The sequence below is a fragment of the Streptomyces sp. NPDC015171 genome, from assembly GCF_043079545.1.
In the GTDB taxonomy this organism is placed as follows: domain Bacteria; phylum Actinomycetota; class Actinomycetes; order Streptomycetales; family Streptomycetaceae; genus Streptomyces.
This window is the reverse complement of the sequence record NZ_JBIBUO010000015.1, coordinates 168,296-192,491: the sequence shown is the minus strand read 5'-3', so window position 1 is coordinate 192,491 and position 24,196 is coordinate 168,296. Positions and strand designations below refer to the sequence as shown.

The 24,196-nt window shown below is 73.0% G+C and carries 19 protein-coding genes and 1 pseudogene; 8 read left to right on the top strand and 12 right to left on the bottom strand.

Annotated features, from left to right (window positions below; all coding sequences use genetic code 11):
• Positions 1-262 precede the first annotated feature (262 nt).
• Positions 263-5,305, bottom strand: a complete 5,043-nt coding sequence (locus ACF073_RS32815) for an ATP-dependent helicase (RefSeq protein ID WP_392075078.1) — start codon at positions 5,303-5,305, stop codon at positions 263-265.
• Positions 5,306-5,551: 246 nt separating this feature from the next.
• Here ACF073_RS32815 and ACF073_RS32810 point away from each other — a divergent pair.
• From ACF073_RS32810 to ACF073_RS32800, 3 genes and pseudogenes are all read left to right on the top strand, one after another.
• Positions 5,552-6,406 (top strand): annotated as a pseudogene (locus ACF073_RS32810) (AraC family transcriptional regulator); the annotation flags it as partial.
• Positions 6,407-6,432: 26 nt separating this feature from the next.
• Positions 6,433-7,257: an AzlC family ABC transporter permease gene (locus ACF073_RS32805; RefSeq protein WP_392075077.1), complete on the top strand. Its 825-nt coding sequence runs from the start codon at positions 6,433-6,435 to the stop codon at positions 7,255-7,257.
• The gene (locus ACF073_RS32800) at positions 7,254-7,562 is read left to right on the top strand and encodes an AzlD domain-containing protein (RefSeq protein WP_392075076.1); all 309 of its coding nucleotides are present in this window, start codon (positions 7,254-7,256) and stop codon (positions 7,560-7,562) included. Before ACF073_RS32805 ends, ACF073_RS32800 begins: the two co-directional genes overlap by 4 nt.
• Positions 7,563-7,655: 93 nt before the next feature.
• Here ACF073_RS32800 and ACF073_RS32795 read toward each other — a convergent pair whose 3' ends face one another.
• Positions 7,656-8,636, bottom strand: a complete 981-nt coding sequence (locus ACF073_RS32795; RefSeq protein WP_392075075.1) for a hypothetical protein — start codon at positions 8,634-8,636, stop codon at positions 7,656-7,658.
• Between the two features lie 80 nt (positions 8,637-8,716).
• Between ACF073_RS32795 and ACF073_RS32790 the strand changes: the two genes are divergently transcribed.
• Together ACF073_RS32790 and ACF073_RS32785 are read left to right on the top strand one after the other, a co-directional pair.
• Positions 8,717-8,911 (top strand): DUF3046 domain-containing protein, encoded by a 195-nt coding sequence (locus ACF073_RS32790; protein WP_392075074.1) that lies wholly within the window; start codon positions 8,717-8,719, stop codon positions 8,909-8,911.
• A gap of 138 nt (positions 8,912-9,049) precedes the next feature.
• Complete coding sequence (locus ACF073_RS32785) at positions 9,050-10,300, top strand: AI-2E family transporter (protein ID WP_392075096.1); 1,251 nt, start codon at positions 9,050-9,052, stop codon at positions 10,298-10,300.
• 25 nt (positions 10,301-10,325) lie between these two features.
• Here ACF073_RS32785 and ACF073_RS32780 read toward each other — a convergent pair whose 3' ends face one another.
• Positions 10,326-11,225, bottom strand: a complete 900-nt coding sequence (locus tag ACF073_RS32780; protein WP_392075073.1) for a hypothetical protein — start codon at positions 11,223-11,225, stop codon at positions 10,326-10,328.
• 132 nt (positions 11,226-11,357) lie between these two features.
• Positions 11,358-11,888 carry a hypothetical protein gene (locus ACF073_RS32775; RefSeq protein WP_392075072.1) on the bottom strand — a complete coding sequence of 177 codons (531 nt, stop codon included), beginning with the start codon at positions 11,886-11,888 and terminating at the stop codon, positions 11,358-11,360.
• Positions 11,889-12,123: 235 nt separating this feature from the next.
• Here ACF073_RS32775 and recA point away from each other — a divergent pair, with 235 nt between their 5' ends.
• From recA to ACF073_RS32760, 3 genes are all read left to right on the top strand, one after another.
• Positions 12,124-13,254, top strand: coding sequence for a recombinase RecA (recA, locus tag ACF073_RS32770; RefSeq protein WP_392075071.1), 1,131 nt, complete (start codon positions 12,124-12,126; stop codon positions 13,252-13,254).
• Positions 13,255-13,257: 3 nt separating this feature from the next.
• Complete coding sequence (gene recX / locus ACF073_RS32765) at positions 13,258-14,178, top strand: recombination regulator RecX (protein WP_392075070.1); 921 nt, start codon at positions 13,258-13,260, stop codon at positions 14,176-14,178.
• A 344-nt stretch (positions 14,179-14,522) separates the two neighbouring features.
• Positions 14,523-17,051, top strand: coding sequence for an ABC transporter permease (locus tag ACF073_RS32760; protein WP_392075095.1), 2,529 nt, complete (start codon positions 14,523-14,525; stop codon positions 17,049-17,051).
• A gap of 334 nt (positions 17,052-17,385) precedes the next feature.
• Here the strand turns inward: ACF073_RS32760 and ACF073_RS32755 are convergent, their stop codons facing one another.
• From ACF073_RS32755 to ACF073_RS32720, 8 genes are all read right to left on the bottom strand, one after another.
• Positions 17,386-17,835 (bottom strand): rhodanese-like domain-containing protein, encoded by a 450-nt coding sequence (locus ACF073_RS32755; protein ID WP_392075069.1) that lies wholly within the window; start codon positions 17,833-17,835, stop codon positions 17,386-17,388.
• Positions 17,832-18,383 carry a cysteine dioxygenase gene (locus ACF073_RS32750; protein ID WP_392075068.1) on the bottom strand — a complete coding sequence of 184 codons (552 nt, stop codon included), beginning with the start codon at positions 18,381-18,383 and terminating at the stop codon, positions 17,832-17,834. The genes ACF073_RS32755 and ACF073_RS32750 overlap by 4 nt, the downstream gene beginning before the upstream one ends.
• A 64-nt stretch (positions 18,384-18,447) precedes the next feature.
• Complete coding sequence (locus ACF073_RS32745; protein WP_309544753.1) at positions 18,448-18,519, bottom strand: putative leader peptide; 72 nt, start codon at positions 18,517-18,519, stop codon at positions 18,448-18,450.
• A 100-nt stretch (positions 18,520-18,619) separates the two neighbouring features.
• Positions 18,620-20,329 carry an FAD-dependent monooxygenase gene (locus ACF073_RS32740; RefSeq protein WP_392075067.1) on the bottom strand — a complete coding sequence of 570 codons (1,710 nt, stop codon included), beginning with the start codon at positions 20,327-20,329 and terminating at the stop codon, positions 18,620-18,622.
• A gap of 176 nt (positions 20,330-20,505) precedes the next feature.
• Positions 20,506-21,468 carry an amino acid ABC transporter permease gene (locus ACF073_RS32735; protein ID WP_392075066.1) on the bottom strand — a complete coding sequence of 321 codons (963 nt, stop codon included), beginning with the start codon at positions 21,466-21,468 and terminating at the stop codon, positions 20,506-20,508.
• Positions 21,465-22,133, bottom strand: a complete 669-nt coding sequence (locus ACF073_RS32730) for an amino acid ABC transporter permease (protein ID WP_392075065.1) — start codon at positions 22,131-22,133, stop codon at positions 21,465-21,467. Before ACF073_RS32730 ends, ACF073_RS32735 begins: the two co-directional genes overlap by 4 nt.
• Positions 22,134-22,208: 75 nt before the next feature.
• A complete protein-coding gene (locus tag ACF073_RS32725) occupies positions 22,209-23,039 on the bottom strand; it encodes a glutamate ABC transporter substrate-binding protein (RefSeq protein ID WP_392075064.1) in 831 nt (276 codons plus the stop codon).
• 106 nt (positions 23,040-23,145) lie between these two features.
• Positions 23,146-23,922 (bottom strand): amino acid ABC transporter ATP-binding protein, encoded by a 777-nt coding sequence (locus ACF073_RS32720; protein ID WP_392075063.1) that lies wholly within the window; start codon positions 23,920-23,922, stop codon positions 23,146-23,148.
• Positions 23,923-24,196: the final 274 nt, after the last annotated feature.

Sequence of the window (24,196 nt, the reverse complement as noted above, 5' to 3'; positions counted from 1 at the left end):
CGTCAAGGGTGCCATGGCGGGGGGAGGGGGGGCGGGGCATGGGCCGTGTCGGGTGGCGAGCTTGCCGCCGTGCCAGGTGGGGGTGAGGCGGAGCGGGTGAGGATTCCGGTGGCGCTGGCGCTGGCGGTGGCTGTTGCAGTGGCTGTGGTGGTCGTGTCCCCGGTGGCTTGGGCGGTCGTGTGCGTGGGGTTGTGGCAGTCGTGCGGCGGCGGTGGTCGGGTGTGGGGCCGGGTATGGGGTGGGGTGGGCGCCGGGCGGGGCGTCAGGCTCTCAGGCGCAGGCCGCGTGGGGTCGCCACGAATCCGGCCGTCTCCAGGAGGGTGCCCAGGGGGGAGGTCAGGGCCTGGGTGCCGTTGATCCGTTCGACCGTGACCGTGCCGAGGGAGCCCGCGCGGGCAGCGGCGGCCAGTGCCTCGGCGGCCGAGCGCAGGCGGGGGTCGTCCGGCGCGGCGGTGTCCGGGGCGGTGGGCCAGGCTAGGAGCGTCTTGCCGCCGCGCTCCATGTACAGCGTCAGCTCGCCGTCCACCAGAACGACCAGGGAGCCCGCCTTCCGGCCCGGCTTGTGCCCGGCTCCGGTCGGCGGTTCCGGCCAGGGCAGCGCGGAGCCGTACGCGTTCGCCGGGTCGGCCGCGGCGAGGACCACGGCACGGGATCCGGGAGCGGGGGTGCCCGCCCGGCCGGTGCCGTAGCCGCGACGCTGGGCCGTGTCCTGGGCGGCCGGGCCGTAGGAGGATCCCGAGCCGTAGGGGGATCCCGAGCCGTAGGGGGTGGCGCCGCGGGGGCCGCCGTAGCCGGGGGCGGCGAACGGGTCGGCGAGGTCGCGGGAGGAGGTGTGGTCGCCGTCGGTGGTGAGGTGGTCCTCCGGCGGCCAGGTGAAGTCGCCGTCCAGACCGGGGTGGGTGAAACCGCCGTCGGCTCCGTCGGGGGCACCGGGGAGGGCGTGGCCGTGCGGGGTGCCGCCGGGCCTGTCGAACGGGTTCGGGAAGCCCTGTTCGGCGAAGCCGTTCGCGGCTGCCGTTGCGCCGAAGCCGTGCGGCTGGGCGGGGGCGGGCAGCCCCTCGGACCGCTCGCGGGCGTTCGCCACCGCCCGCAGCCGGTCCACCGCGCCGTCCATCGCGAACTGGGCCGCGCCCAGCCCCTCGACCACGTAACCGCGCCGGGCGTGACCGCTCTCCTCGAACGCCGACAGCACCCGGTACACCGCCGAGAAGCCGCCCTCGACGCCCTCCGCCGCGACCGCGCCCCGGGTGACCACGCCGTGCCGGTCAAGGAGCGTGCGGGCCAGCGTGTGCGCGCGCACGGTGGCGTCCGGCTCCGCCGTGGGCAGCAGGGACCAGCGGCCGGCGACGGTCGGCGGGCCGGTGCGGGAGGCGGCGCGCGCGGCAGCGGTCAGGGAGCCGTAGCGCCCGCGCGGGACGGCACGCTTGGCGCGGTGCGCGGTCGAGCCCGCCGTGCGCCCGGAGCCCAGCACGGAGCGCATCGGCGCGAGGGTGTCATTGGTGAGCCGGCCCGACCAGGCCAGATCCCAGAGCGCGTCGGCGAGTTGGGGGTCGGTGGCCTCGGGGTGCGTGGTGGCGCGGACCTGGTCGGCGATCTGCCGGAAGAACAGACCGTAGCCGCCGGAGAGGGCGTCGAGGACGGACTGGTGGAGAGCGGTCAGCTCCAGCGGGTGCGGGGCCGGGAGCAGCAGCGGGGCCGCGTCAGCCAGATAGAGGGAGACCCAGCCGTCCTTGCCGGGCAGGGAGCCGGCGCCGGCCCACACCACCTCGCCCGCCGAGGTCAGCTCGTCGAGCATCGAGGGCGTGTAGCCGGTCACGCGGGACGGCAGGACCAGCTTCTCCAGGGCCGAGGCCGGTACGGAGGCACCCTGCAACTGCTCGATGGCGCGCACCAGTCCGTCGATGCCCCGCAGCCCATGGCCTCTGCCGATGTGCTGCCACTGCGGCAGGAACTGGGCGAGCGCGGCGGGCGGGACGGGCTCCAGCTCGTGCCGCAGGGCCGCGAGGGAGCGGCGGCGCAGCCGGCGCAGCACGGCCGCGTCGCACCACTCCTGGCCGATACCCGCCGGGTGGAACTCGCCCTGGACGACCCGGCCGGCCGCGGCCAGCCGGTGCAGGGCCCCCTCGGTGACCGCGACGCCCAGACCGAACCGGCCCGCCGCGGTGGCCGAGGTGAACGGGCCGTGGGTACGGGCGTACCGCGCGAGGAGGTCGCCCAGCGGATCCTTGACCGGCTCGGTGAACGCCTCGGGGACACCGACCGGCAGCGCCGTGCCGAGCGCGTCGCGCAGCCGGCCCGCGTCCTCGACGGCCGCCCAGTGGTCGGTGCCGGCGATCCGCACCTTGATGGCCCGGCGGGCCCCGGCCAGCTCCCGCGCCCACTGCGGGTCCGCGCCCCGCGCGACCAGCTCGACGTCGGTCAGCGGGCCGAGCAGGCGCAGCACATCGGCTACGCCCTCCACGTCCTTGATCCGGCGGTCCTCGGTGAGCCACTGGAGTTCGCGCTCCAGCTCGGTCAGCACCTCCTCGTCGAGCAGTTCACGCAGCTCCGCCTGGCCCAGCAGCTCGGCCAGCAGCCGCGAGTCGAGGGACAGCGCGGCGGCACGGCGCTCGGCCAGCGGGGAGTCGCCCTCGTAGAGGAACTGGGCGACGTACCCGAAGAGCAGGGAGCGGGCGAAGGGGGACGGCTCCGGGGTGGTGACCTCGACCAGGCGCACCTTGCGGGACTCGATGTCGCCCATCAGCTCGACCAGCCCGGGGACGTCGAAGACGTCCTGGAGGCATTCGCGGACCGCCTCGAGGACGATCGGGAACGAGCCGAACTCGCTCGCCACCTGGAGGAGCTGGGCCGCCCGCTGGCGCTGCTGCCACAGCGGGGTGCGCTTGCCGGGGTTGCGGCGCGGCAGCAGCAGCGCGCGGGCGGCGCACTCGCGGAACCGGGCGGCGAACAGCGCCGAACCGCCGACCTGGTCGGTGACGACCTGGTCGACCTCGCCCTTGTCGAAGGCGACGTCCGCCGCGCCGATCGGGGCCTGCTCGCTGTCGTACTCGGTGCCCGCCTTCCCGGGCTCCTGGTCGAGCAGGTCGAGGCCCATCAGATCGGCGTCGGGCAGGCGTAGCACGATGCCGTCGTCGGCATGCATGACCTGCGCGTCCATGCCGTACCGCTCGGACAGGCGGGCGCCGAGGGCGAGTGCCCAGGGGGCGTGCACTTGCGCGCCGAACGGGGAGTGGACCACGACCCGCCAGTCGCCCAGCTCGTCCCGGAACCGCTCCACGACGATCGTGCGGTCGTCCGGGACGTGGCCGCAGGCCTCGCGCTGCTCGTCCAGGTACGACAGCACGTTGTCCACCGCCCAGGCGTCCAGGCCCGCCGCCAGCAGCCGCAGCCGCGCGTCGTCCCTGGGCAGCGAGCCCACCTCGCGCAGGAAGGCGCCCACCGCACGGCCGAGCTCCAGCGGACGGCCCAGCTGGTCGCCCTTCCAGAACGGCAGCCGGCCCGGCACGCCCGGCGCCGGGGAGACCAGGACGCGGTCGCGCGTGATGTCCTCGATCCGCCAGGAACTCGTGCCCAGCGTGAAGACGTCGCCCACCCGGGACTCGTAGACCATCTCCTCGTCCAGCTCGCCGACCCGGCCGCCGCCCTTCTTGGGGTCGGAACCGGCGAGGAAGACCCCGAACAGGCCGCGGTCCGGGATCGTGCCGCCGGAGGTGACGGCGAGGCGCTGGGCGCCCGGGCGGCCGGTGACCGTGCCGGCCACGCGGTCCCACACCACGCGCGGGCGCAGCTCCGCGAAGGCGTCCGACGGGTAGCGGCCCGCGAGCATGTCCAGGACCGCGGTGAACGCGGACTCCGGCAGGGAGGCGAACGGGGCCGCGCGGCGGACCATGGCCAGCAGGTCGTCGAACTGCCAGGTGTCCAGTGCCGTCATGGCGACCAGCTGCTGGGCGAGTACGTCCAGCGGGTTCGCCGGCACTCTCAGCGACTCGATCGCGCCCGTGCGCATCCGCTCGGTGACCACGGCCGCCTGGACGAGATCGCCGCGGTACTTCGGGAAGACGACACCGGTGGAGACGGCGCCGACCTGGTGGCCCGCGCGGCCCACGCGCTGGAGCCCGGAGGCGACCGAGGGCGGGGACTCGACCTGCACGACGAGGTCCACCGCGCCCATGTCGATGCCGAGTTCGAGGCTGGAGGTGGCCACCACGGCGGGCAGCCGGCCGGCCTTCAGATCCTCCTCCACCAGGGCGCGCTGTTCCTTGGAGACCGAGCCGTGGTGCGCGCGGGCGATCACCGGGGGCGCTCCCGCGGCCGCGCCGGAGCCGCCCATCAGCTCGGCGGGGGAGTGGTGCTCGTCCAGGGTCTCCCCGGTCGCCCGCTCGTACGCGATCTCGTTGAGCCGGTTGCACAGCCGCTCCGCCAGGCGGCGCGAGTTGGCGAAGACGATCGTGGACCGGTGGGCCTGGACCAGGTCGGCGATCCGCTCCTCCACATGCGGCCAGATCGACGGCCGCTCCCCGCCCTGCGCCCCGTCGGCCGCCGGGGCGCCGCCCAGCTCGCCCATGTCCTCGACCGGGACGACCACGGAGAGGTCGAACTCCTTGCCGGACTCCGGCTGGACGATCTCCACCTTGCGGCGCGGGGACAGATACCGGGCCACCTCGTCCACCGGGCGCACGGTCGCCGACAGGCCGATCCGGCGGGCGGGCTTCGGCAGGAGCTCGTCCAGCCGCTCCAGGGAGACGGCGAGGTGCGCGCCGCGCTTGGTGCCGGCGACCGCGTGCACCTCGTCCAGGATCACCGTGTCCACGCCCGTGAGCGCGTCGCGCGTGGCCGACGTCAGCATCAGGAACAGCGACTCGGGGGTGGTGATCAGGATGTCCGGCGGGCGCGTGGACAGGGCGCGGCGCTCGGCGGCGGGGGTGTCGCCGGACCGGATACCGACCCTGACCTCGGGCTCGGGCAGGCCCAGGCGCACGGACTCCTGGCGGATACCGGTCAGCGGGCTGCGGAGATTGCGCTCGACGTCGACGGCCAGGGCCTTCAGCGGTGACACGTACAGCACCCGGCAGCGCTTCTTCGGGTCGGCCGGCGGCGGGGTCGAGGCCAGCTGGTCAAGGGCGGCGAGGAACGCGGCCAGCGTCTTGCCCGAGCCGGTCGGGGCGACCACCAGCACGTCCGAGCCCTCCCGGATGGCTTGCCACGCGCCCGCCTGGGCCGCGGTGGGCGCGGAGAAGGCCCCCGTGAACCAGCCGCGGGTCGCGGGGGAGAAGCCGTCGAGGGCCCGATGTGCGGAGCTGACCATGCGTCCATCCTGCACCCGCCCACTGACAATCGGCCTGACCTGCGCAAACGGTGCGGCGCCCTGCTGCGCCCGGAGGGGGCGGCGCGGGCGGCGGCGCGGGGCAGCGGTGGGCGGTCGGCGGGAAGGCGGGTGGTGCGGGCCGGTGCGCCGGTCGTGCGGAGGCGGTGCGGTGCCGGCGGAACGGGCGCGGTGCCGGGCAGGGCGGGCGCGGTGCGGGCGGACGGGCGCGGGACGGACAATGGCCGTATGGCGGGTTCAGGGGAGCGGGCACGGCACTGGCAGTACACGGAGCTGCCCGGTGTCGACCTGCTGCGTGCGCGGTACATCCGGAAGACCTTCATCCGCCACACCCACGAGAACTTCGTGATCGCGGCCATAGCCGACGGCGTCGAGGTCTTCCACCACCACGGCTCCGACGTCTCCGCCGGCGCCGGAGCGCTGGCGCTGGTCAACCCGGACACCCCGCACACCGGCCGGGCCGGCGTGCCCGAGGGCTGGCGGTACGGGGCGCTCTACCCGGCACCGGACGTGGTCGCCGCGATCGCCGCCGAGACCACCACCCTGCGGGGCGCCCCCGGTTTCGTCAGTCCCGTCCTCGACGACCCCTACACCGTCCGTCTGGTCCACCAGGTGCTGCGCGCCGCCGACGAGGGCAACGCGCTGGCCGCCGACACGCTCCTGCGGGTCGCCGTGACCAGGCTGCTGCGGCTGAACGGCGGCCGGCTGCCGCAGCGGCGCGGCCGGACGGCCGGCGCGCGGATCGCGGCACGCGCGCGTGCCGCGCTGGAGGAGCGGATGGCCGAGCCGCCCACCCTGGAACGGCTCGCCGCCGAGTTCGGGACCAGTCCGTTCGCCCTGCTGCGGGCGTTCCGTGACGCCTACGGCATGCCACCGCACACCTGGCTGACCGACACCCGCGTGCGCCGTGCCCGTCTGCTGCTGGACGGGGGGACGACCCCCGCCGAGGCGGCCGTCGCCGTCGGCTTCACCGACCAGCCCCACCTCAACCGGCACTTCGCCCGCATCGTCGGCGTGCCCCCGGGCGCCTACCAGCGCGAGCGCACGAACCCGGGCGGGCGCAAGAACGTACAAGACGCGGGCTGACGGCCGCCCGTAACGTCCGGGGCGTGGCACAGCACATAGCACTCACGGACCGGACCACCGACAGAACGAACAAACCGGACGCCGCGGTCGTACGGGACGCCCTCGGGGTCGGCGTCGCCGTGGGCCTGTCCGGATTCGCCTTCGGGGTGACCTCGGCAGGCAGCGGCCTCGGGCTGCTCCAGACCTGCGCGCTCAGTCTCCTGGTGTTCACCGGCGCCTCCCAGTTCGCCCTGGTCGGAGCACTCGCCGCCGGGGGCAACCCGTTCACGGCGGCGGCCGGAGCCTTCTTCCTGGGCGTACGCAACGCCTTCTACGGGCTGCGGCTGTCACAGCTGCTCGCCCTCCCGCGCGCGGTACGGCCGTTCGCCGCCCAGTGGGTGATCGACGAGACCACCGCGGCGACCCTGGCGCAGCCGACCCGGCGGGCCGCGCGGATCGGCTTCACGGTCACCGGGCTCACCCTGTACGTGCTGTGGAACCTCACCACGCTGCTCGGCGCGCTGGGCGCCAGGGCGATCGGCGACACGCGCGCGTGGGGCCTCGACGCGGCAGGGCCCGCCGTGTTCCTCGCCCTGCTCGCCCCGATGCTGAAGACGGCCACCGAACGCGCGGTCGCGGGTCTCGCCGTCCTGCTGGGCCTCGGTCTGCTGCCCGTCCTGCCGGCCGGCGTGCCGGTCCTGGCGGCGGCACTGGCGGCCCCGCTCGCGCTCTTCGTCGAGGGCCGGCGCGGTGCTCGTACCCGAGGGGACCGGCGGGACGGAGGGGACCGGCCGGACGGACCGGATGGACCGGACGGACCGGACGCGTCGGGCGCACCGGGATCACATAACGCCGGGGAGGGCCGATGAACATCTGGATCGCGATCGGTGTGACCGTCCTCGGCTGCTACGCCGTCAAGCTGGCCGGGCTGCTCGTACCGGCGCACGCCGTCGAGCGGCCGTACGTGCGGCGGCTCGCCGCCCTGCTGCCGGTCGCCCTGCTCGCCGCGCTCACGGCTCAGCAGGCGTTCGCCGACGGGCACGCGCTGGTGCTGGACGCCCGCGCTGCGGGGCTCGGCGCCGCGGCCGTGGCGCTGCTGCTGCGTGCGCCGTTCCTGCTGGTCGTCGCGGCGGCCGTGGTGGTGACGGCGGGCGTACGGGCCCTCGGCGGCTGAGCCGGCCCGGCCGCGAGTCAGCCTGTCCGTCTGTGGTGGGACGGGCCGGCCGGGTCCGCCCAGGAGGCGGGCCCGGTCCGCGACGGGATCGGCTCAGCCCACGAAACGGCCGTGGGCCCGCAGGGTGCGCAGTGCCTCGATGGTCACCAGGGAGCGCGCCTCGAGCGCCGGTACCGCGGCCCACCGGGGCCGGCTGACCGGCCAGCCGCCGTCCTCCCGCTGCCCGGCGGCGAGGTGGTCCAGCGAGCGCGCCATCTCGGCGTCCGTGAACCACGCGCGCGCGAGCGAGTCCGGTCTGCGCGCGAAGTCGTGCGGGAAGCGGTGCTCGCCCGGGGCGTAGCCGGACGCGACCGGGAACGCGTCGAGACGGTCCGGGTCCAGCGCCACGAGCCGTTGCTCCCGCACCAGGCGGCCCAGCCGGTCGGCGGCGGCCTCCGCGCGCGGGCGGTCGGGAGCGGAGTCCAGAAACGTCACGGCGGCCTCCACCTCGTAGGGGTGGGACTTCCCCAGCGCCTCCACGGCCTGCCAGCAGAAGTCGGTGGCCCGGAACAGCCAGGCGTGCCACACCTCGTTGCGGTGCAGCAACCCGACGACCGGGCCGGTGGTCAGCAGCGAGCCGTGGAGGTCCGCCCGGCCGCGCGCGGGCGAGCCCGGGGACGGATCGCCGCCGACGGGCACGAACGGCGCCGTGGGGTAGCCGCGCTGGCTGGGGTGGACCTCCGGCAGGGCGCCGGCCGGGGTGGAGACGGAGGTCAGATAGCGGCACAGCCGCTCCACCCGCTGTCCGCCGCAGCGCTCGACGGCGTCCAGTACGCGCAGGGCGTGCGTGCTGTGCAGGGGCTGGCTGACCGGTCCGCGCAGGTCGGGGTCCAGCGCGTGTCCGTACCCGCCGTCCTCGTTGCGATAGGCGTCCAGAGCGGCTTCCACCGCCTCCGGACTGCCGTGCAGGAAGTGGTAGGCGAAGAGGCGCTGCTCCAGCACGCGCGCGGTGAGCCACACGAACTGTTCGGCGCGGAAGAGCGGAGAGCGCGCCGGGGGCGTGGAAGGGAGCGGGGGGACTCCTGTTGCGGCCATGCGTCAGACCGTAGGGCGGAAAGCGGTCTCGGCAGGGGCTCCCGGGCGGGGCCCACCCCCAGGGGCGGGATACTGGAGTCATGCGGTTGACGGTCTTCTGGCAGCGGATGGCGGAGCACTTCGGTCCGGGGTACTCCGAAACGTTCGCGCGCGATCACGTCATGGCGGAGCTGGGCGGACGGACGGTGAACGAGGCGCTGGACTCCGGCTGGGCGGCCAAGGATGTGTGGCGCGTGGTCTGCACGGTCATGAACGTGCCGGGAGAGAGGCGCTGACGAGCGGGGCGAAATGCCGGTATTGCCGGTGATGGGGCCCGCCGAACGGCACTGATCGGTCACGAAGATCGCCGACGGGCGACGGTTGTCAGTGGCGTGGGCGAGACTGGGCGCGTGGCACCCACTGACGAGGACTCCCTGGCACCCACCGCCGAGGACGGCGAGCCGTCCGGCCGGCGGGCAGCCCCGGCTGCGGCGCCTCCGCCCGGCCCGCCCCCGGTCTCCGGCGCCGCGGCTCCGGGCGCCCGGATGCCGCGCTGGCTGCCGCGTGCCATGGTGCTCGCGCTCGCCCTGATCGCCGCGTTCCAACTGGGCAGCTGGGCCTTCCACCAGCTGACCGGGCTCCTGATCAATATCTTGATCGCGTTCTTCCTGGCCCTCGCGATCGAGCCCGCGGTGAGCCGGATGGCATCCCGTGGCATGCGCAGGGGGCTGGCCACCTTCCTGGTCTTCCTCGGCCTGACCATCGCCGTCGCCGGGTTCATCACCTTGCTCGGGTCGATGCTGGCGGGCCAGATCATCAAGATGATCGAGGGCTTCCCGGGCTACCTCGACGCGCTCATCAACTGGATCAACGACACCTTCCACACGGAGCTCAGACGTGTGGACATCCAGGAGGGCCTGCTCCATTCCGACTGGCTGCGCAAGTACGTGCAGAGCAGCGCGGCCGGGGTCCTGGACGTGTCCACCCAGGTGCTCGGCGGGCTCTTCCGGCTGCTGACGGTCACCCTGTTCTCGTTCTACTTCGCCGCGGACGGCCCCCGGCTGCGGCGCTCCCTGTGCTCCGTCCTGCCGCCCGCGCGCCAGGCCGAGGTGCTGCGGGCCTGGGAGATCGCCGTCGACAAGACGGGCGGCTATCTGTACTCGCGCGGTCTCATGGCGCTCATCTCCGGGATCGCGCACTACGTCCTGCTCGAGATCATGGGTGTGCCGTACGCGCCCGTGCTCGGCGTCTGGGTGGGCCTGGTCTCGCAGTTCATCCCCACCATCGGGACGTACCTCGCGGGCGCGCTGCCGATGCTGATCGCGTTCACCGTCAATCCCTGGTACGCGGTGTGGGTGCTGGTCTTCGTCGTGATCTACCAGCAGTTCGAGAACTACGTGCTCCAGCCCAAGCTGACCGCGAAGACCGTCGACATCCACCCGGCGGTCGCCTTCGGTTCGGTCGTCGCGGGCACCGCCCTGCTGGGCGCGGTCGGCGCGCTGATCGCCATCCCTGCCGTGGCCACGCTGCAGGCGTTCCTGGGGGCGTACGTGAAGCGGTACGCCGTCACGGACGACCCCCGGGTGCACGGGCACCGGAGCAGAGGCGCGAGCGGTCCCGGGGCGCTCACGCGCCTGAGACGGCTGTGGACTCGCCGCACGCCCGGCGGCGAGGGGCGCTCGTAGGCCGCGGCCGGGTGACGGTGCCGCCTCAGTAGGTCAGCACCGCCCACACCACGGCAGCGACGACGGCCGCCGTGTAACAGCCGACCGCGACGGCGACGATCCGCCGGCGCACCTGTTCGCTCCACGGCGTACGGGACAGCAGCCGGGCCAGCAGCGGCAGGACGAGCACCGCATGCAGGCTCACTCCGTGCAGCGGCTTGAGCGGGGCCGTCGAGTGGTAGGCGGCCTCCTGGTGCCCGGTCCGGGTCAGGAACACCCCGCGCGCGATCATCACCGCGCCGGAGACCAGCGCCACCAGCAGCAGCGCGAAACCGGAACGCACGGCGAGCGGCATACCGGCGGGGCCCGCAGGCCGGTGCCGGAACGACAGGGCGGCGAAGACCGTGAGCAGGACGACCAGGACACCGCCGCCCACCGCGAGGGTCATGGACACCGCCGTGTCGAAGGGCGTCTCCATGTTCAGGTGCGAGGGCACCCGGCGCCATGCCTGGAGGGTGATGCCGCCCACCTCCACCACGCAGTCGGCGGCGAAGACGAGCAACAGAACCGAGCGCAGCCGCTCGGTGGTCCGCGCGGACCGTTCCGCCGGCCCGGGCCGCAGATACGACGTGACCCAGGTGACCGCGATCAGGGTCACACCGAACGAGAGCCCGAACGTGACGGGCTTGCGCCACGAGACCGGACCGTCCCAGGGGCCGCCGTCGGCCGCGAAGACCACCAGGTGCAGGAGACCGGACAGGACGAGGAGCAGCCCCGTCGTGTGACAGAGGCGGTCGACGGCGGGGCGCGAGCCATCTGCGGCGGCCCGCGGAGGAGCGGCGGCGGCCTGTGAAGGAGCGGCGGGGGGCAGCGGGAATGCGGCGGTGGCTCGCGGAGAGGCGGTGGTGGCGCGCGGGCGGTCGTCGGCGGCACGCGGAATCTTCATGGGCCCCAGGCTTCCGGACCGGGCCCGTGCGGTCGTCGTCCGGCCGGAGGCATCCGCGGTACGCCACCGGGAGCAGATCGGCGGCCCGCCCGCCGGCCCCCCCCAGGGGGTCCCCCGGGGGGCGCCCGGACGTCACAGGTGCTCGAAGAAGCGGGTCCACCAGGTCGCGCGGCCCTGGTGCGGACCGTAGGAGAGGAAGCAGGGGGCCTCGTGGGCGAGCCGGGTCACGCCGTCGTACGGCCGGTGGAGCAGCCGTGGGGGGACCAGCCGGTAGCCGAGGGCGGAGAGGGCGGCGGTGAGCCGGACGCGGTCCGCCTCGGACAGTGCCCCGTCGCGCACGGCGTGGTCCAGGTCCGCGTGGCTGTCGGGCGCCGGCGTGGTGACCACCGCCAGGTCGCCGTAGTTGCTGAGCCGAACGGCGAGGGGCACCCCGGCCTCGGTCGCCTCGGCCGGGACGCACAGGGCGAAGGAGTAGCTCGCGTCCTGGACGGCCTCGTCGAGCCGGCAGGGGCGCCCGAATCCCTCGGTCAGCAGGCCCCGCAGTCCGGCCGCCCGGCGCCGGGCCGTGACGCGGTCGAAGCCGTCGGGATGCTCCAGGTGGGGCGGGCCGGGCAGGCGGTCCAGGACGTGGAACAGGGCCTGGATCCGGTTGTCGTCGTTCATCTCCGGCCACCCTACGGACGCCGGGCCCGTGCCGCGTGGTGCGCTTGACACGAAAATCGAACATCCATTCTTATGGACGCTCAGGCGAGGCTCTCGGCTGGGGATTCCGTCCCGGTTCACGGGGAGATGTCCCTCGGTTATCCACAGGCTGGACCTGCGTCGGGGCGCATTGTCAGTGGCAGGCGTTAGCGTCTTTGACGTGAAGCGATCGACTCAAGCAAACCGGGTGGAACCCATGGCAGGAACCGACCGCGAGAAGGCGCTCGACGCCGCGCTCGCACAGATTGAACGGCAATTCGGCAAGGGCGCGGTCATGCGCCTCGGCGAGCGGCCGAACGAGCCCATCGAGGTCATCCCCACCGGGTCGACCGCCCTTGACGTCGCCCTCGGTGTCGGCGGCCTGCCGCGCGGCCGCGTCGTGGAGGTGTACGGCCCGGAGTCCTCCGGCAAGACGACCCTGACCCTGCACGCGGTGGCGAACGCACAGAAGGCCGGCGGCCAGGTCGCCTTCGTCGACGCGGAGCACGCCCTTGACCCCGAGTACGCGAAGAAGCTCGGCGTCGACATCGACAACCTGATCCTGTCGCAGCCGGACAATGGCGAGCAGGCCCTGGAGATCGTGGACATGCTGGTCCGCTCCGGCGCCCTCGACCTCATCGTCATCGACTCCGTCGCCGCGCTCGTCCCGCGCGCGGAGATCGAGGGCGAGATGGGCGACAGCCACGTCGGCCTCCAGGCCCGGCTGATGAGCCAGGCCCTGCGGAAGATCACCAGCGCGCTCAACCAGTCCAAGACCACCGCGATCTTCATCAACCAGCTCCGCGAGAAGATCGGCGTGATGTTCGGCTCCCCGGAGACCACGACCGGTGGCCGCGCGCTGAAGTTCTACGCCTCGGTGCGCATCGACATCCGCCGTATCGAGACCCTCAAGGACGGCACGGAGGCGGTCGGCAACCGCACCCGCTGCAAGGTCGTGAAGAACAAGGTCGCGCCGCCCTTCAAGCAGGCCGAGTTCGACATCCTCTACGGCCAGGGCATCAGCCGCGAGGGCGGTCTGATCGACATGGGCGTGGAGCACGGCTTCGTGCGCAAGGCCGGCGCCTGGTACACGTACGAGGGCGACCAGCTCGGCCAGGGCAAGGAGAACGCGCGCAACTTCCTCAAGGACAACCCCGACCTGGCGAACGAGATCGAGAAGAAGATCAAGGAGAAGCTGGGCGTGGGAGTCCGGCCGGAGGAGCCGGCGGCCGAGCCCGGCGCCGACGCCTCGGCGAGCGGCGCGGCGGCCGACGACGCTGCCAAGCCGGTGGCCGCCCCGGCAGCCGCCAAGGCCGCCAAGCCCAAGGCCACGACTGCCAAGAGCTGACCCGTGACACGACGAACCGACTGGGCCGAGTACGAGTACGCCACCCCCGGTGCCCCACGGGGGAGGGGCACCGGCGGCTACCCGGACTCCGTCCCGGACGGTGAGGACGGGCACGGAGACCGCGGCGACGGGTACGACGAGTACACCCGGCGCGGTGAGTACGGCGGTGAGGGCGCCTACCGCGGCACCGCCGGGTCCGAGAGCGACGGCGGCATGGACCAGGGTGAGGCGGGCGGCGAGCGGTACGGGGGCGGCCCGCGCGCCGGCCGTGGCTCCGGGAGACGCGGCTTCGGGGGACGCGGCGGCGCTCGGGGCGAAGGCCGCGGGCGGGGCCGTCGGCGCGGGTTCGGTGACGCACCCGACGCGCCCGGAGCGGACGAAGAGACCCCTCCCTCGGCGCGGGACGAGCGGGGGGAGTCTTCGGGGGACCCGGCCGAGCGGGCCCGGGCGATCTGCCTGCGCCTGCTCACCGGGACCCCGCGCACCCGCAAGCAGCTCGCGGACGCCCTGCGCAAGCGGGAGATCCCCGAGGACGTGGCCGAGGAGGTGCTGTCGCGGTTCGAGGAGGTCGGGCTCATCGACGACGGCGCCTTCGCGGACGCCTGGGTGGAGTCCCGGCACCATGGGCGGGGACTCGCCCGCCGCGCCCTCGCCCGGGAACTGCGCACCAAGGGCGTCGACTCGGCGCTGATCGAGGACGCCGTCGGCCAGCTCGACTCCGAGCAGGAGGAGACGACCGCCCGCGAACTCGTCGACCGCAAGCTGCGGGCCACCCGGGGGCTCGACCGCGACAAGCGGCTCCGCCGGCTCGCGGGCATGCTCGCCCGTAAGGGCTACCCCGAGGGCATGGCCCTCCGCGTCGTCCGCCAGGCCCTGGAGGAAGAGGGCGAGGACACGGAGTACCTCGGGGACGGGGACTTCTGACGGCCCCTCGGGACGGGAACTTCTGACGGCCCCTCGGGGACAGGTGTCCTGACGGCTTTGCGGGGACAGGTGTCCTGACGGTTTCTCGGGGCGGGGAGCCCGGGGGCCTTCGCGCGTCCTCGGCGGGGGAGGTCCGCGACGGGAACGGGCAGGCCGGGGTGGGGGTAACCCCCGCTCCGGACAGGCGGGTTGGCCCCCGGCGCAAGACGCCGGGCCACCGCAGTGATCTCACCTGCCCGTACGGGCGAGTCTGTACGCACACCCCGGCCCCGGCACAGGCACCGGCCGGAGGCAGACCGCGTACGACACACCCCGTGCACACAGCAGAAGAGAGCCCGTCCCCCATGTTGCTGCGTTACGCCCTGCAGACCGTCCGCGCCCGCAAGGCAGGCTTCCTCGGCGCCTTCCTCGCCCTGATGTGCGCGGCGGCTCTGATCACCGCCTGCGGCACCCTGCTCGACACCGGCCTGCGCGGCACCATCCGTACCGAGCGCTACGCCGCCGCTCCCGTCGTGGTCTCCGCCGACCAGTACGTGCACCGGACCACCGTCAAGCACAAGAAGGGCAAGACCAAGGTCAAGCACAAGGCGAAGCTCCTCGCCGAGCGTGCCTGGCTCTCCGAGCGACTGAGCGGCACCCTCGCCCGCACCCCCGGTGTCGCCCGGGTCGTCCCGGAACTCACCTTCCTCGCCCAGCCGTTGACACCGGCCGGCACCGGCGGCCGTACCGCCTACGGCCACGCCTGGGAGTCCGCCGCGCTGACCCCGTACCGACTGACCGCGGGCCATGCCCCCGGGGCCGCGGGGGACCTCGTCATCGACAGCGAACTCGCCGCGCGGGCCCGGCTGCGGCCCGGCGACCGGCTCACCGTGCAGTCCACGCAGGCCCCGCGCGAGTACCAGATCACCGGTATCGCCACCCCTGCCACCGCCGTACGCCACCAGACGTCCCTGTTCTTCTCCGCCGCCGAGGCCCGCCGGCTGGCCGCGCACCCGGGGCAGGTCACCGCCTTCGGTGTGCTGCCGGCCGAGGGAGCGGACGCCGAGCGGGTGCGCCAGGCCGTGGTGCGGACGCTGCACGGCACCACCGCCCAGGTCAGCACCGGCGACGCCCGCGGACCCGTCGAGTTCCTGGACGCGGCCGCCGCCCGCACGCGGCTGGTCAGCATGGGCGGTGCCATGGGCGGCACCTCGCTGCTGGTGGCGGTGCTCGTGGTCGTCGGCACCTTCGCCCTCACCGTCCAGCAGCGCCACCGTGAACTCGCGCTGCTCCGGGCCATCGCCGCCACCCCGGGGCAGATCCGCAAGCTGCTCGGCCGGGAGGCGCTGATCGTCGGCGCCGCCGCGGGCACGGCCGGTGCCCTGCTGGGGCTGCCGCTGGGCGGCTGGCTGCACGCCAGGTTCGTCGCCCTGGGTGCCGTACCCCCGACGCTCGAACACACCGTCAGTGTCTTCCCGCCCTTCGCCGCTCTCGCCGCAACCCTGCTCGGTGCCTGGGCCGCGGCCCGGATCGCCTCCCGCAGGATCGTCCGGATCCGCCCGGCCGAGGCCCTCGCCGAAGCCAGGAGCGAACGCACTCGGCCCACCTGGGGCCGGATCGCCGCCGGGCTGCTGCTCCTGGCCGGCGGAGTCGTCCTCGTCGTCGTCCTCACCTCCCTGCGCACCGAGCCCGCCTCGACTCCCGTGACCTTCCTCGCCGTCATCGTCCTGTCCACCGCGGTCGCCCTGCTCGGCCCCCTTCTGGTCGAGGCCGCCGCGCTGCTGCTCGCCGGCCCGCTCCGGCTCGTCGGCCACGGCGGCAGGCTCGCCACCGCCAACCTGCGCGGCAACGCCGCCCGCATGGCCTCCGTCGTCACCCCGCTCGTCCTGCTCGTCGGCATGACCTGCACCGTGCTGTTCGTCCAGGCCACCCTCGGTGACGCTGCCCGTACCCAGACGCGCGAAGGCATCCGGGCCGACTGGGTCGTCGCCGCGCAGGGGCCGGGTGTGCCCGGCGAGGCCGCCGAGCGGCTGCGTGCCCGGCACGACACCGTCACCGAGATGGTCCGTACGACCGTCCGTGTCGGCCTCGACAAGTACCCCGCACTGGGCGTCACCCCCGCGGGTCTGACCCGGACCTGGGATCCGGAGGTCACCGCCGGCTCCCTCGACCGGCTCGGCCCCGGCACCGTAGCCGTCAGCGAACTCGCCGCGGACCAGCAGCATCTGAAGCCGGGCAGCACCCTGAAACTCACCCTCGGCGACGGCACGCCCGCCACGCTCACCGTCGCCGCCGTCTACACCCGGGGTCTCGGCTTCGGCGACCTCACCTTCGACCACGACCTCCTGGCCCACCACGTCGACAACCCGCTCGCCTCCTCCGTCCTCGTCAGCACGACCCGTACACAGACACAACTCTCGACTACGCTGCGTGAGTTCCCGGGAGTGCGGGTTCTTTCGCCGGCCGCCGCCGACGCCCTCCAGGCCGACCGGCAGCAGACGAACGCCGAGGTCAACTATCTGGCCATGGGGCTCGTCCTCGCCTTCACCGCCATCGCCGTCGTCAATACGCTCGCCATGTCGGTGGCGGAGCGTGTCCGCGAGTTCGCGCTGCTCCGCCTCGCCGGAGCCACCCGCCGCCAGGTGCTGCGCATGCTGCGCACCGAGGTGCTGTCCATCCTGCTCCTCGCCACCGCGCTCGGTACCGGCATCGCCCTCGCCGTGCTCACCGCGTTCAGCGTGGGCATGACGGGCCGGGCCGCTCCGACGGTCGCCCCGCTGCTCTACACCGGCGTCGTCGCGGTCGCCGGCCTGCTCGCACTGGTCGCCAGTGCCGTGCCGGGGCGCGCGGCGCTCCGGGTGCGGGCGGTGACGGTCGCCACGGCGAAGGAGTAGCACCGGCGCCCGATCGCTGACCGCTGACCGCTGACCGCTGATCGTCGGCCGCAGACCGCAGACCGCAGACCGCAGACCGCAGGAGGCAGAGCGCGGGCCGCCCGGAATCCCGGCCGCCCGCGCTCCCCGCCCGGCGGCCGGCGATCGGCGCCGCCGGCCGGGCATCCGGGCATCCGGACGGCCGGACGGCCGATTGTTCAGGAAGCCGCGAACCCTCCGGCAGCAGGCGGAGGGTTCGCGGCGTTTCTCCTGCCAGGTCTGCCAGGTCTGCCAGGTCCGCCAGGTCCGCTAGGTCTGCCCTGGCTGCCGGGCATGGGCGTGGGCGCGGGCGTGTTCAGGAAGCCGACGGCACCGCCGGGTCCACCGGCAGCCCGGCCGCCCGCCATGCCTGGAAGCCGCCCACCAGGTCCGTCGCCCGGTGCAGGCCCAACTGATGGAGGGAGGCGGCGGCGAGGCTGGAGGCGTAGCCCTCGTTGCAGATCACCACGATGCGCAGGTCGTGTCCGGTGGCCTCGGGAAGACGGTGGCTGCCCTGGGGATCAAGGCGCCACTCCAGCTCGTTGCGCTCGACGACGACCGCGCCGGGGATGAGCCCGTCCCGCTCGCGCAGTGCCGCGTACCGGATGTCTACCAGCAGTCCCGCGCCGGAACGCGCCACCTCGTGCGCCTCCTGGGCCTCGACGCGCCGGTAGCCGGCCCGCACGCGCTCCAGCAACGCGTCGATGCCGAGTGGCCGTTCGTCCGTCGTACCGGCCGCCGCCTGCCGTGCGCCCGCGCCGCTCACTGCCAGTCCTCCGGGCGCTCGACCTGTTCGAGGCGCAGCACCTGGCCGGTGCGACTGAAGCGGCGGATCTGCGGCAGCGGCGGGTAGTAGGCGTGGACGGAGACCGCGTGCCGCTCGCGGGAGGTGTTCAGCACCTCGTGCACATGGTGGTGGCCGAAGGCGCGGCCCTGTCCGGCGGGCAGCCGACGGACCCGGTCCACGTCCTCGCTGAGTTCCAGGGTCTTCCAGCCGTCGGTGGGCAGCCGGACGGCCAGGGAGTGCTCGGTGAGGTCGCCGGAGGCGGTGAGGAAGGCGCCGACGGAGTCGGCGTGGTCGTGCCAGCCGGTGCCGGTGCCGGGCGGCCAGCCGATCAGCCAGGCCTCGCTGCCAGCGGGCCCGTCCAGCCGCACCCAGGTGCGGCCCTCCGGATCGAGCGGCAGGGACGCGATCAGCTCGGCGTCGGCCGCCGTACGCCGGACGAAGTCGAGAAGGTCCGCCTGGGTGGGCGCCGAGCCCGCGGCGGGTGACGCGGACGAGGGCAGAGAAGAGGAAGGGACAGACACGTGCACCGTCCTGAGGAGCGTTCGCGGAGACGGGCGCGCGACGGCGCCCGGAAAGGAAAGGGGTGCGAATTCAGCAGGACGGACGACACACGCAGCCCGCATAGCGGACGAGGTCCATATGGACCCTCCGCCACAGGCGCACACAGGTGTCGGTCACGATCCGGAGTACAGCATGCGGCCGTACTCCGGTCAACCGAGTGTCACTCTGTGGACGGAGGCTACGGGGGCGGGCAGACGCGGGGTCAGCGCGCGCCGGAACGGGCCTCCGCCGCCGACCTCGTCCCCGGCCCCGCCTCCCGCTCCGACTCCGACTCCGACGCCTGATCCGTCTCCCTCCGCGTCCCCGTCCGCGGCTCCGTCTCCTTCTCCCGTTCCGTGTCCGGCGTGACCGTGCCACCGAGCGCGGCCTCGGCCGCCGCGTACAGGTCGGCCGGGCGGACCCCGCTCAGCGCGGTGACCAGATGGCCGTCGGGGCGTACGAGCAGCACGCTGTGCGCCGGCGCACCCGGATAGCTCTCGGCGACCAGCAGCTCGGCGGGGTGCGGCAGCGCGGTCACGGCCGCCGCGAGCCGGGGCATCACCCCGGCGGACACCCAGTGCTTGCGGTCCCAGACACCCGTACCGGGCGCGATCAGGACGACGAGCAGGGCGCCGCGGTGCAGGCGGTCGCGGAGCCGGACGAAGGACCCGTCCTCCGCCGTGACCCGGACATCGGCGACCGGTGCGCCGGGCGGGGTCTCGACGGGGATGTCCGCCTCCAGATGCCTGGGGGCGAGCGGCGAGTCGGCGTACGTCCCCGGTGTGCCCAGCGGACCGCGCCCCAGATGGCCGTCCGTGAGCAGCGTGTCATGGCCCCGGGCCGCGCCCGGGACGATGGTGCGCAGCCCGCCGCCGCCGCGCAGCACCGGCAGCACCTGGTCGGCGGCGCGCAGCCGGGCGGCGACCACCGCGCGCCGCTCGGTCTGATAGCTGTCCAGCAGGGCCTCGTACGGGCCGTGGTGCCAGGCCGTGGCCAGCTTCCAGGCGAGATTGCCGGCGTCCCGCAGCCCCTCGTCGAGCCCCTGGGTGCCGAGGGCGCCGAGCAGATGGGCGGCGTCCCCGGCGAGGAACACCCGGCCGGCACGCCACCGGCGGGCCAGCCGGTGATGCACCGTGTGGACGCCGGTGTCCAGCAGCTCGTACGCCGGTGCGGTGCTGTCCGTCCAGCCCGTGAGGGTCTCGCGGATCCGGGCCACCAGCATCTCGGGTGTGACCAGGTCCTTGCCCGGCGGCAGCAGCCAGTCCAGGCGCCACACGCCGTCCGGGAGGGGGCGGGCGGTCACCTCCCCGGCCGAGGGCCCGGACGACCGCCACGGCGGCATCCGATGGAGCAACGCACGGCCGTCCCACGGAAGTTCCGTGCGCAGGGCGGCGACGGCGTGCCGTTCCACCGCCGTACGGCCGGGGAAGCGGATGTCCTGGAGCTTGCGCACGGTCGAGCGGGGGCCGTCGCAGCCGACCAGATAACTGCCACGCCACCAGGTGCCCTTGGGTCCGCGGGTGTGCGCGGTGACGCCGGACCGTTCCTGCTCGATCGTGTCGAGGCGGCTGTCCGTCGCCAGCCTCACCAGCGGCTCCTCGGCGAGGGCACCGCGCAGGAAGCCGGTGAGGAGGTGCTGGGCGATGTGCAGCGGGCCGGGCTCGGACCCGGTGAAGGCGATCTCGCTCAGCACCTGTTTGCGCCGCAGGGACCGCCATCCGGCCCAGCGCACGCCGTGCTCCGCGAGCGCGACTCCGGTCAGCCGCTCCAGCAGGCCGGCCGTGTCCTCGCGCAGCACGACGGAGCGCGCCGGGCGGGGTTCGTCCTTGCCGGGGCCCTCGTCCAGGACGACGGACGGCACCTGCTGACGCGCCAGCGCCAGGGCGAGCGTGAGCCCTACGGGCCCCGCTCCGACGATGATCACCGGGTCCACGATGTGGCGCCCCCTGCTCGCGGCGATGCCTTGACGGAGACAAGTGAACAGGAAGGTGAAGCGGGGTGCACGATCACACAACGTATGCAACCCATTGGCAGAGTTTGCGTCAAGTGACCGGGGGCAGTGGCGATCATGCCACTGCCCCCGTTTGCTTCACGTCACCTGAATGATCGTCAGTCGTCCTTGCCGACGCCGCGGCGACCGTCGCCGACGAAGAGGCCAGTGAGGTCCAGGCCGCCGCCGGTGCCTCCGGCTCCGGTCGCCGCCGTGCCTGGGATGTCCGCGACGTCCTGGGCGCCGAGGACGGCCCCCGTCGACTTCTTGCGCCGCCGCAGCCGGCCCTCCAGCCAGCTCGCGAAGGAGGTCAGCGAGAAGTTGATGACCAGGTAGATCACGGCGACCACCGTGAAGGACGCGATGGTGTTGGCGCCGTAGTAGCCGCTCATGGTGTTCGCGGCGGAGAGCAGCTCGGGGAAGGTGAGGACGGCGCCGCCGAGCGCGGTGTCCTTCACGATGACCACCAGCTGGCTGACGATCGCGGGGAGCATCGCGGTGACCGCCTGCGGCAGCAGGATGACCCGCATCACCTGGTTCTTGCGCAGTCCGATGGCCATGGCCGCCTCGGCCTGGCCCTTCGGCAGGGAGAGGATGCCCGCGCGGACGATCTCGGCGAGCACCGACGCGTTGTACAGCACCAGGCCGGTCACGACCGCGTAGAGCGGGCGGTCGTCGGAGGGCACGTCGGTGTACTGGGCGTACAGCGCAAGACCGAAGATCATCAGCACCAGCACGGGGATCGCGCGGAAGAACTCCACGACGACCGCCGCCGGTACCCGCACCCACACATGGTCCGAGAGCCGCGCGATACCGAGGACGGCACCCAGGGGCAGGGCGATGACCATCGACAGGGCGGCGGCCTTGAGGGTGTTCTCCAGGCCGGGCCATATGTACGTCGAGTACGCCTCGGTGCCGCTCAGGTACGGCTTCCACAGCACCCAGTCCAGCTGGTGCTTCTCGTCCAGCGACGAGTACAGCCACCAGAGGACGGCCGCGAGCGCGACGACGAAGAGCGCCGTCCAGAGGATGTTGCGCCGTTTGGCGCGCGGCCCCTGGGCGTCGTACAGGACCGAGGTCATCGCTTCACCGCCACTTTCTTGCCCACCCAGCCGAGGATCAGACCGGTCGGCAGCGTCAGGCAGCAGAAGCCGAGCGCGATGACCGCGGAGATCTGCAGCAGCTGGGCCTCCTTCTCGACCATGTCCTTCATCAGGAACGCCGCCTCGGCGACGCCGATCGCCGCCGCCACCGTCGTGTTCTTCGTCAGTGCGATGAGCACGTTGGTCAGCGGGAGGACGGCCGCCCGGAACGCCTGCGGCAGGACGACCAGGAACAGCACCTGGGCGAAGCTCAGCCCGATGGCCCGCGCCGCCTCCGCCTGGCCGACCGGCACGGTGTTGATACCGGCCCGGATCGCCTCGCACACGAAGGCCGACGTGTAGACGATCAGCCCCAGCACGGCCAGCCGGAAGTTGGCCGTGTCCACGATGTCGCCCGCGCCCAGGCTGATGCCCAGCGTGTTGTAGAGGCCGAGCGAGGCGAACAGGATGATCACCGTGAGCGGGATGTTCCGCACGATGTTCACGTAGGCGGTACCGAAACCGCGCATCAGCGGTACGGGGCTCACCCGCATGGCGGCCAGCAGGGTGCCCCAGACCAGGGAGCCCGCGGCGGCCAGCAGCGTCAGCTGCACCGTCGTCCAGAAGGCGCCCAGTACGTCGTAACCGTCAAGAAAGTCGAACACGATCTCCCGCGCTTTCGCGTGTAGGGATGCCCGGATGCGCCGCCCTCACGGGCGGCGCATCCACGGGGCATTGCCTCAGCTCTTGATGTCGCCGATCTTCGGGGCGGGCTCGTTCTTGTAGTTGGCCGGGCCGAAGTTCTTGTCCACGGCCTTCTGCCAGGACCCGTCGGAAACCATCTGCTCGAGCGCCTTGTTGATCTTGGCCTTGAGGTCGCTGCCCTTCTTGACGCCGATGCCGTAGTTCTCGTTGGTCATCTTCAGGCCGCCGAGCTTGAACTTGCCCTTGAACTGGGCCTGGGCGGCGTAACCGGCGAGGATCGAGTCGTCCGTGGTCAGGGCGTCGATCGCCTTGTTCTGCAGACCGGTCAGGCAGGCGGAGTACGTCGGGTACTTCTGGAGCTGCGCCTTGGGGGCGAGCTTGTCCTTGACGTTCTGGGCCGAGGTCGAGCCGGTGACCGAGCACAGCTTGGCCTTGTTGAGGTCCGCGGCCGACTTGATGGAGGCGTCGTCCGCGCGGACCAGCACGTCCTGGTGGGCGAGCAGGTACGGGCCGGCGAAGTCGACCAGCTGCTGGCGCTCCGGGGTGATCGAGTAGGAGGCGGCGATGAAGTCGACGTCGCCGCGCTTCAGCATGGTCTCGCGGTCGGCGCTCTTCGACTCCTTCCACTCGATCTGGTCGGCCTTGTAGCCCAGCTTCCCCGCGACGTAGGTGGCCACGTCGACGTCGAAGCCCGAGTAGCCCTGCGGGGTCTTCTGGCCGATGCCCGGCTGGTCGAACTTGATGCCGATGCTGATCTTCTTGCCGCCGCCCGAGCCCTTGTCGTCCTTGTCGCCGCCGCACGCGGTGGCGGTCACGGACAGGGCGAGCAGGACGGCCGAGGCGGCGGTGACCTTGCGGAGCTTCATGCTGAACATCCTTTGAGTGGTGAGGAACGAGGTCCTGGGGCGCGGGGACGCGACCTGGCGGCGCGGGTGACGCGACCCGGCCGCGCGTGCGGCCGGAGCCGTGCCGTCAGTGGTGCAGGATCTTGGACAGGAAGTCCTTGGCCCGGTCGCTGCGCGGGTTGCTGAAGAACTGGTCCGGCGCGGCCTGTTCGACGATCCGGCCGTCCGCCATGAAGACCACGCGATTGGCAGCCGATCGTGCGAAGCCCATCTCGTGCGTGACGACGATCATCGTCATGCCCTCCTGGGCGAGCTGCTGCATGACTTCCAGGACCTCGTTGATCATTTCGGGGTCGAGGGCCGAGGTCGGCTCGTCGAAGAGCATGACCTTCGGGCCCATCGCCAGCGCCCGCGCGATCGCGACGCGCTGCTGCTGGCCGCCGGACAGCTGGGCGGGGTACTTGTCGGCCTGGGTGCCCACGCCGACCCGGTCCAGCAGGGCCCGCGCCTTCTCCTCGGCCTGCTTCTTGTCCGCCTTGCGGACCTTGAGCTGGCCCAGCATCACGTTCTCGAGCACGGTCTTGTGCGCGAAGAGGTTGAACGACTGGAACACCATCCCGACGTCCGCCCGCAGCCGGGCCAGCTCCCGGCCCTCGTGCGGCAGGGGCTTGCCGTCGATCGTGATGGCGCCCGAATCGATCGTCTCCAGGCGGTTGATGGTGCGGCACAGCGTCGACTTCCCGGACCCGGAGGGCCCGATGACCACGACGACCTCGCCGCGGGCGATCGTCAGGTCGATGTCCTGGAGCACGTGCAACGCGCCGAAGTGCTTGTTGACGCTCTTCAGGACGACCAGTTCGTCGGACGTGGCCACGTCTTCCTTGGCCACCGATACTTTGGTCATCGCTCTCGGGCTCCGTCCTCCTCGGGTATCCGAGGACAGTAGTGATGGGCTGTGACCTGCGTCATCACATCTGAGGGAAACCTGAGCATCACGATCCGATAGCAAGCGGACACATGACGTAGTACTTGTCACCGATGCGCGTATCGGGCGGATAACGGAAGCGGCGGGCAACCCGAACCCTCTTGACGCCGTCCTTGTCCATCAGCGTCACTGCATGGTGCACGCGCGCGTGCGCGTGATCTGACAAGGCCGACGGAAACCGAGACCGTACGAC

Bases quoted from the DNA above. Each gene is read 5' to 3' on its own strand.
- recA (WP_392075071.1), top strand. From the start codon at position 12,124: ATGGCAGGAACCGACCGCGAGAAGGCGCTCGACGCCGCGCTCGCACAG.
- ACF073_RS32735 (WP_392075066.1), bottom strand. From the start codon at position 21,468: ATGACCTCGGTCCTGTACGACGCCCAGGGGCCGCGCGCCAAACGGCGC.
- ACF073_RS32775 (WP_392075072.1), bottom strand. From the start codon at position 11,888: ATGAACGACGACAACCGGATCCAGGCCCTGTTCCACGTCCTGGACCGC.
- ACF073_RS32760 (WP_392075095.1), top strand. From the start codon at position 14,523: ATGTTGCTGCGTTACGCCCTGCAGACCGTCCGCGCCCGCAAGGCAGGC.
- ACF073_RS32720 (WP_392075063.1), bottom strand. From the start codon at position 23,922: ATGACCAAAGTATCGGTGGCCAAGGAAGACGTGGCCACGTCCGACGAA.
- ACF073_RS32780 (WP_392075073.1), bottom strand. From the start codon at position 11,225: ATGAAGATTCCGCGTGCCGCCGACGACCGCCCGCGCGCCACCACCGCC.
- ACF073_RS32725 (WP_392075064.1), bottom strand. From the start codon at position 23,039: ATGAAGCTCCGCAAGGTCACCGCCGCCTCGGCCGTCCTGCTCGCCCTG.
- ACF073_RS32790 (WP_392075074.1), top strand. From the start codon at position 8,717: ATGCGGTTGACGGTCTTCTGGCAGCGGATGGCGGAGCACTTCGGTCCG.
- ACF073_RS32795 (WP_392075075.1), bottom strand. From the start codon at position 8,636: ATGGCCGCAACAGGAGTCCCCCCGCTCCCTTCCACGCCCCCGGCGCGC.
- ACF073_RS32815 (WP_392075078.1), bottom strand. From the start codon at position 5,305: ATGGTCAGCTCCGCACATCGGGCCCTCGACGGCTTCTCCCCCGCGACC.
- ACF073_RS32800 (WP_392075076.1), top strand. From the start codon at position 7,254: ATGAACATCTGGATCGCGATCGGTGTGACCGTCCTCGGCTGCTACGCC.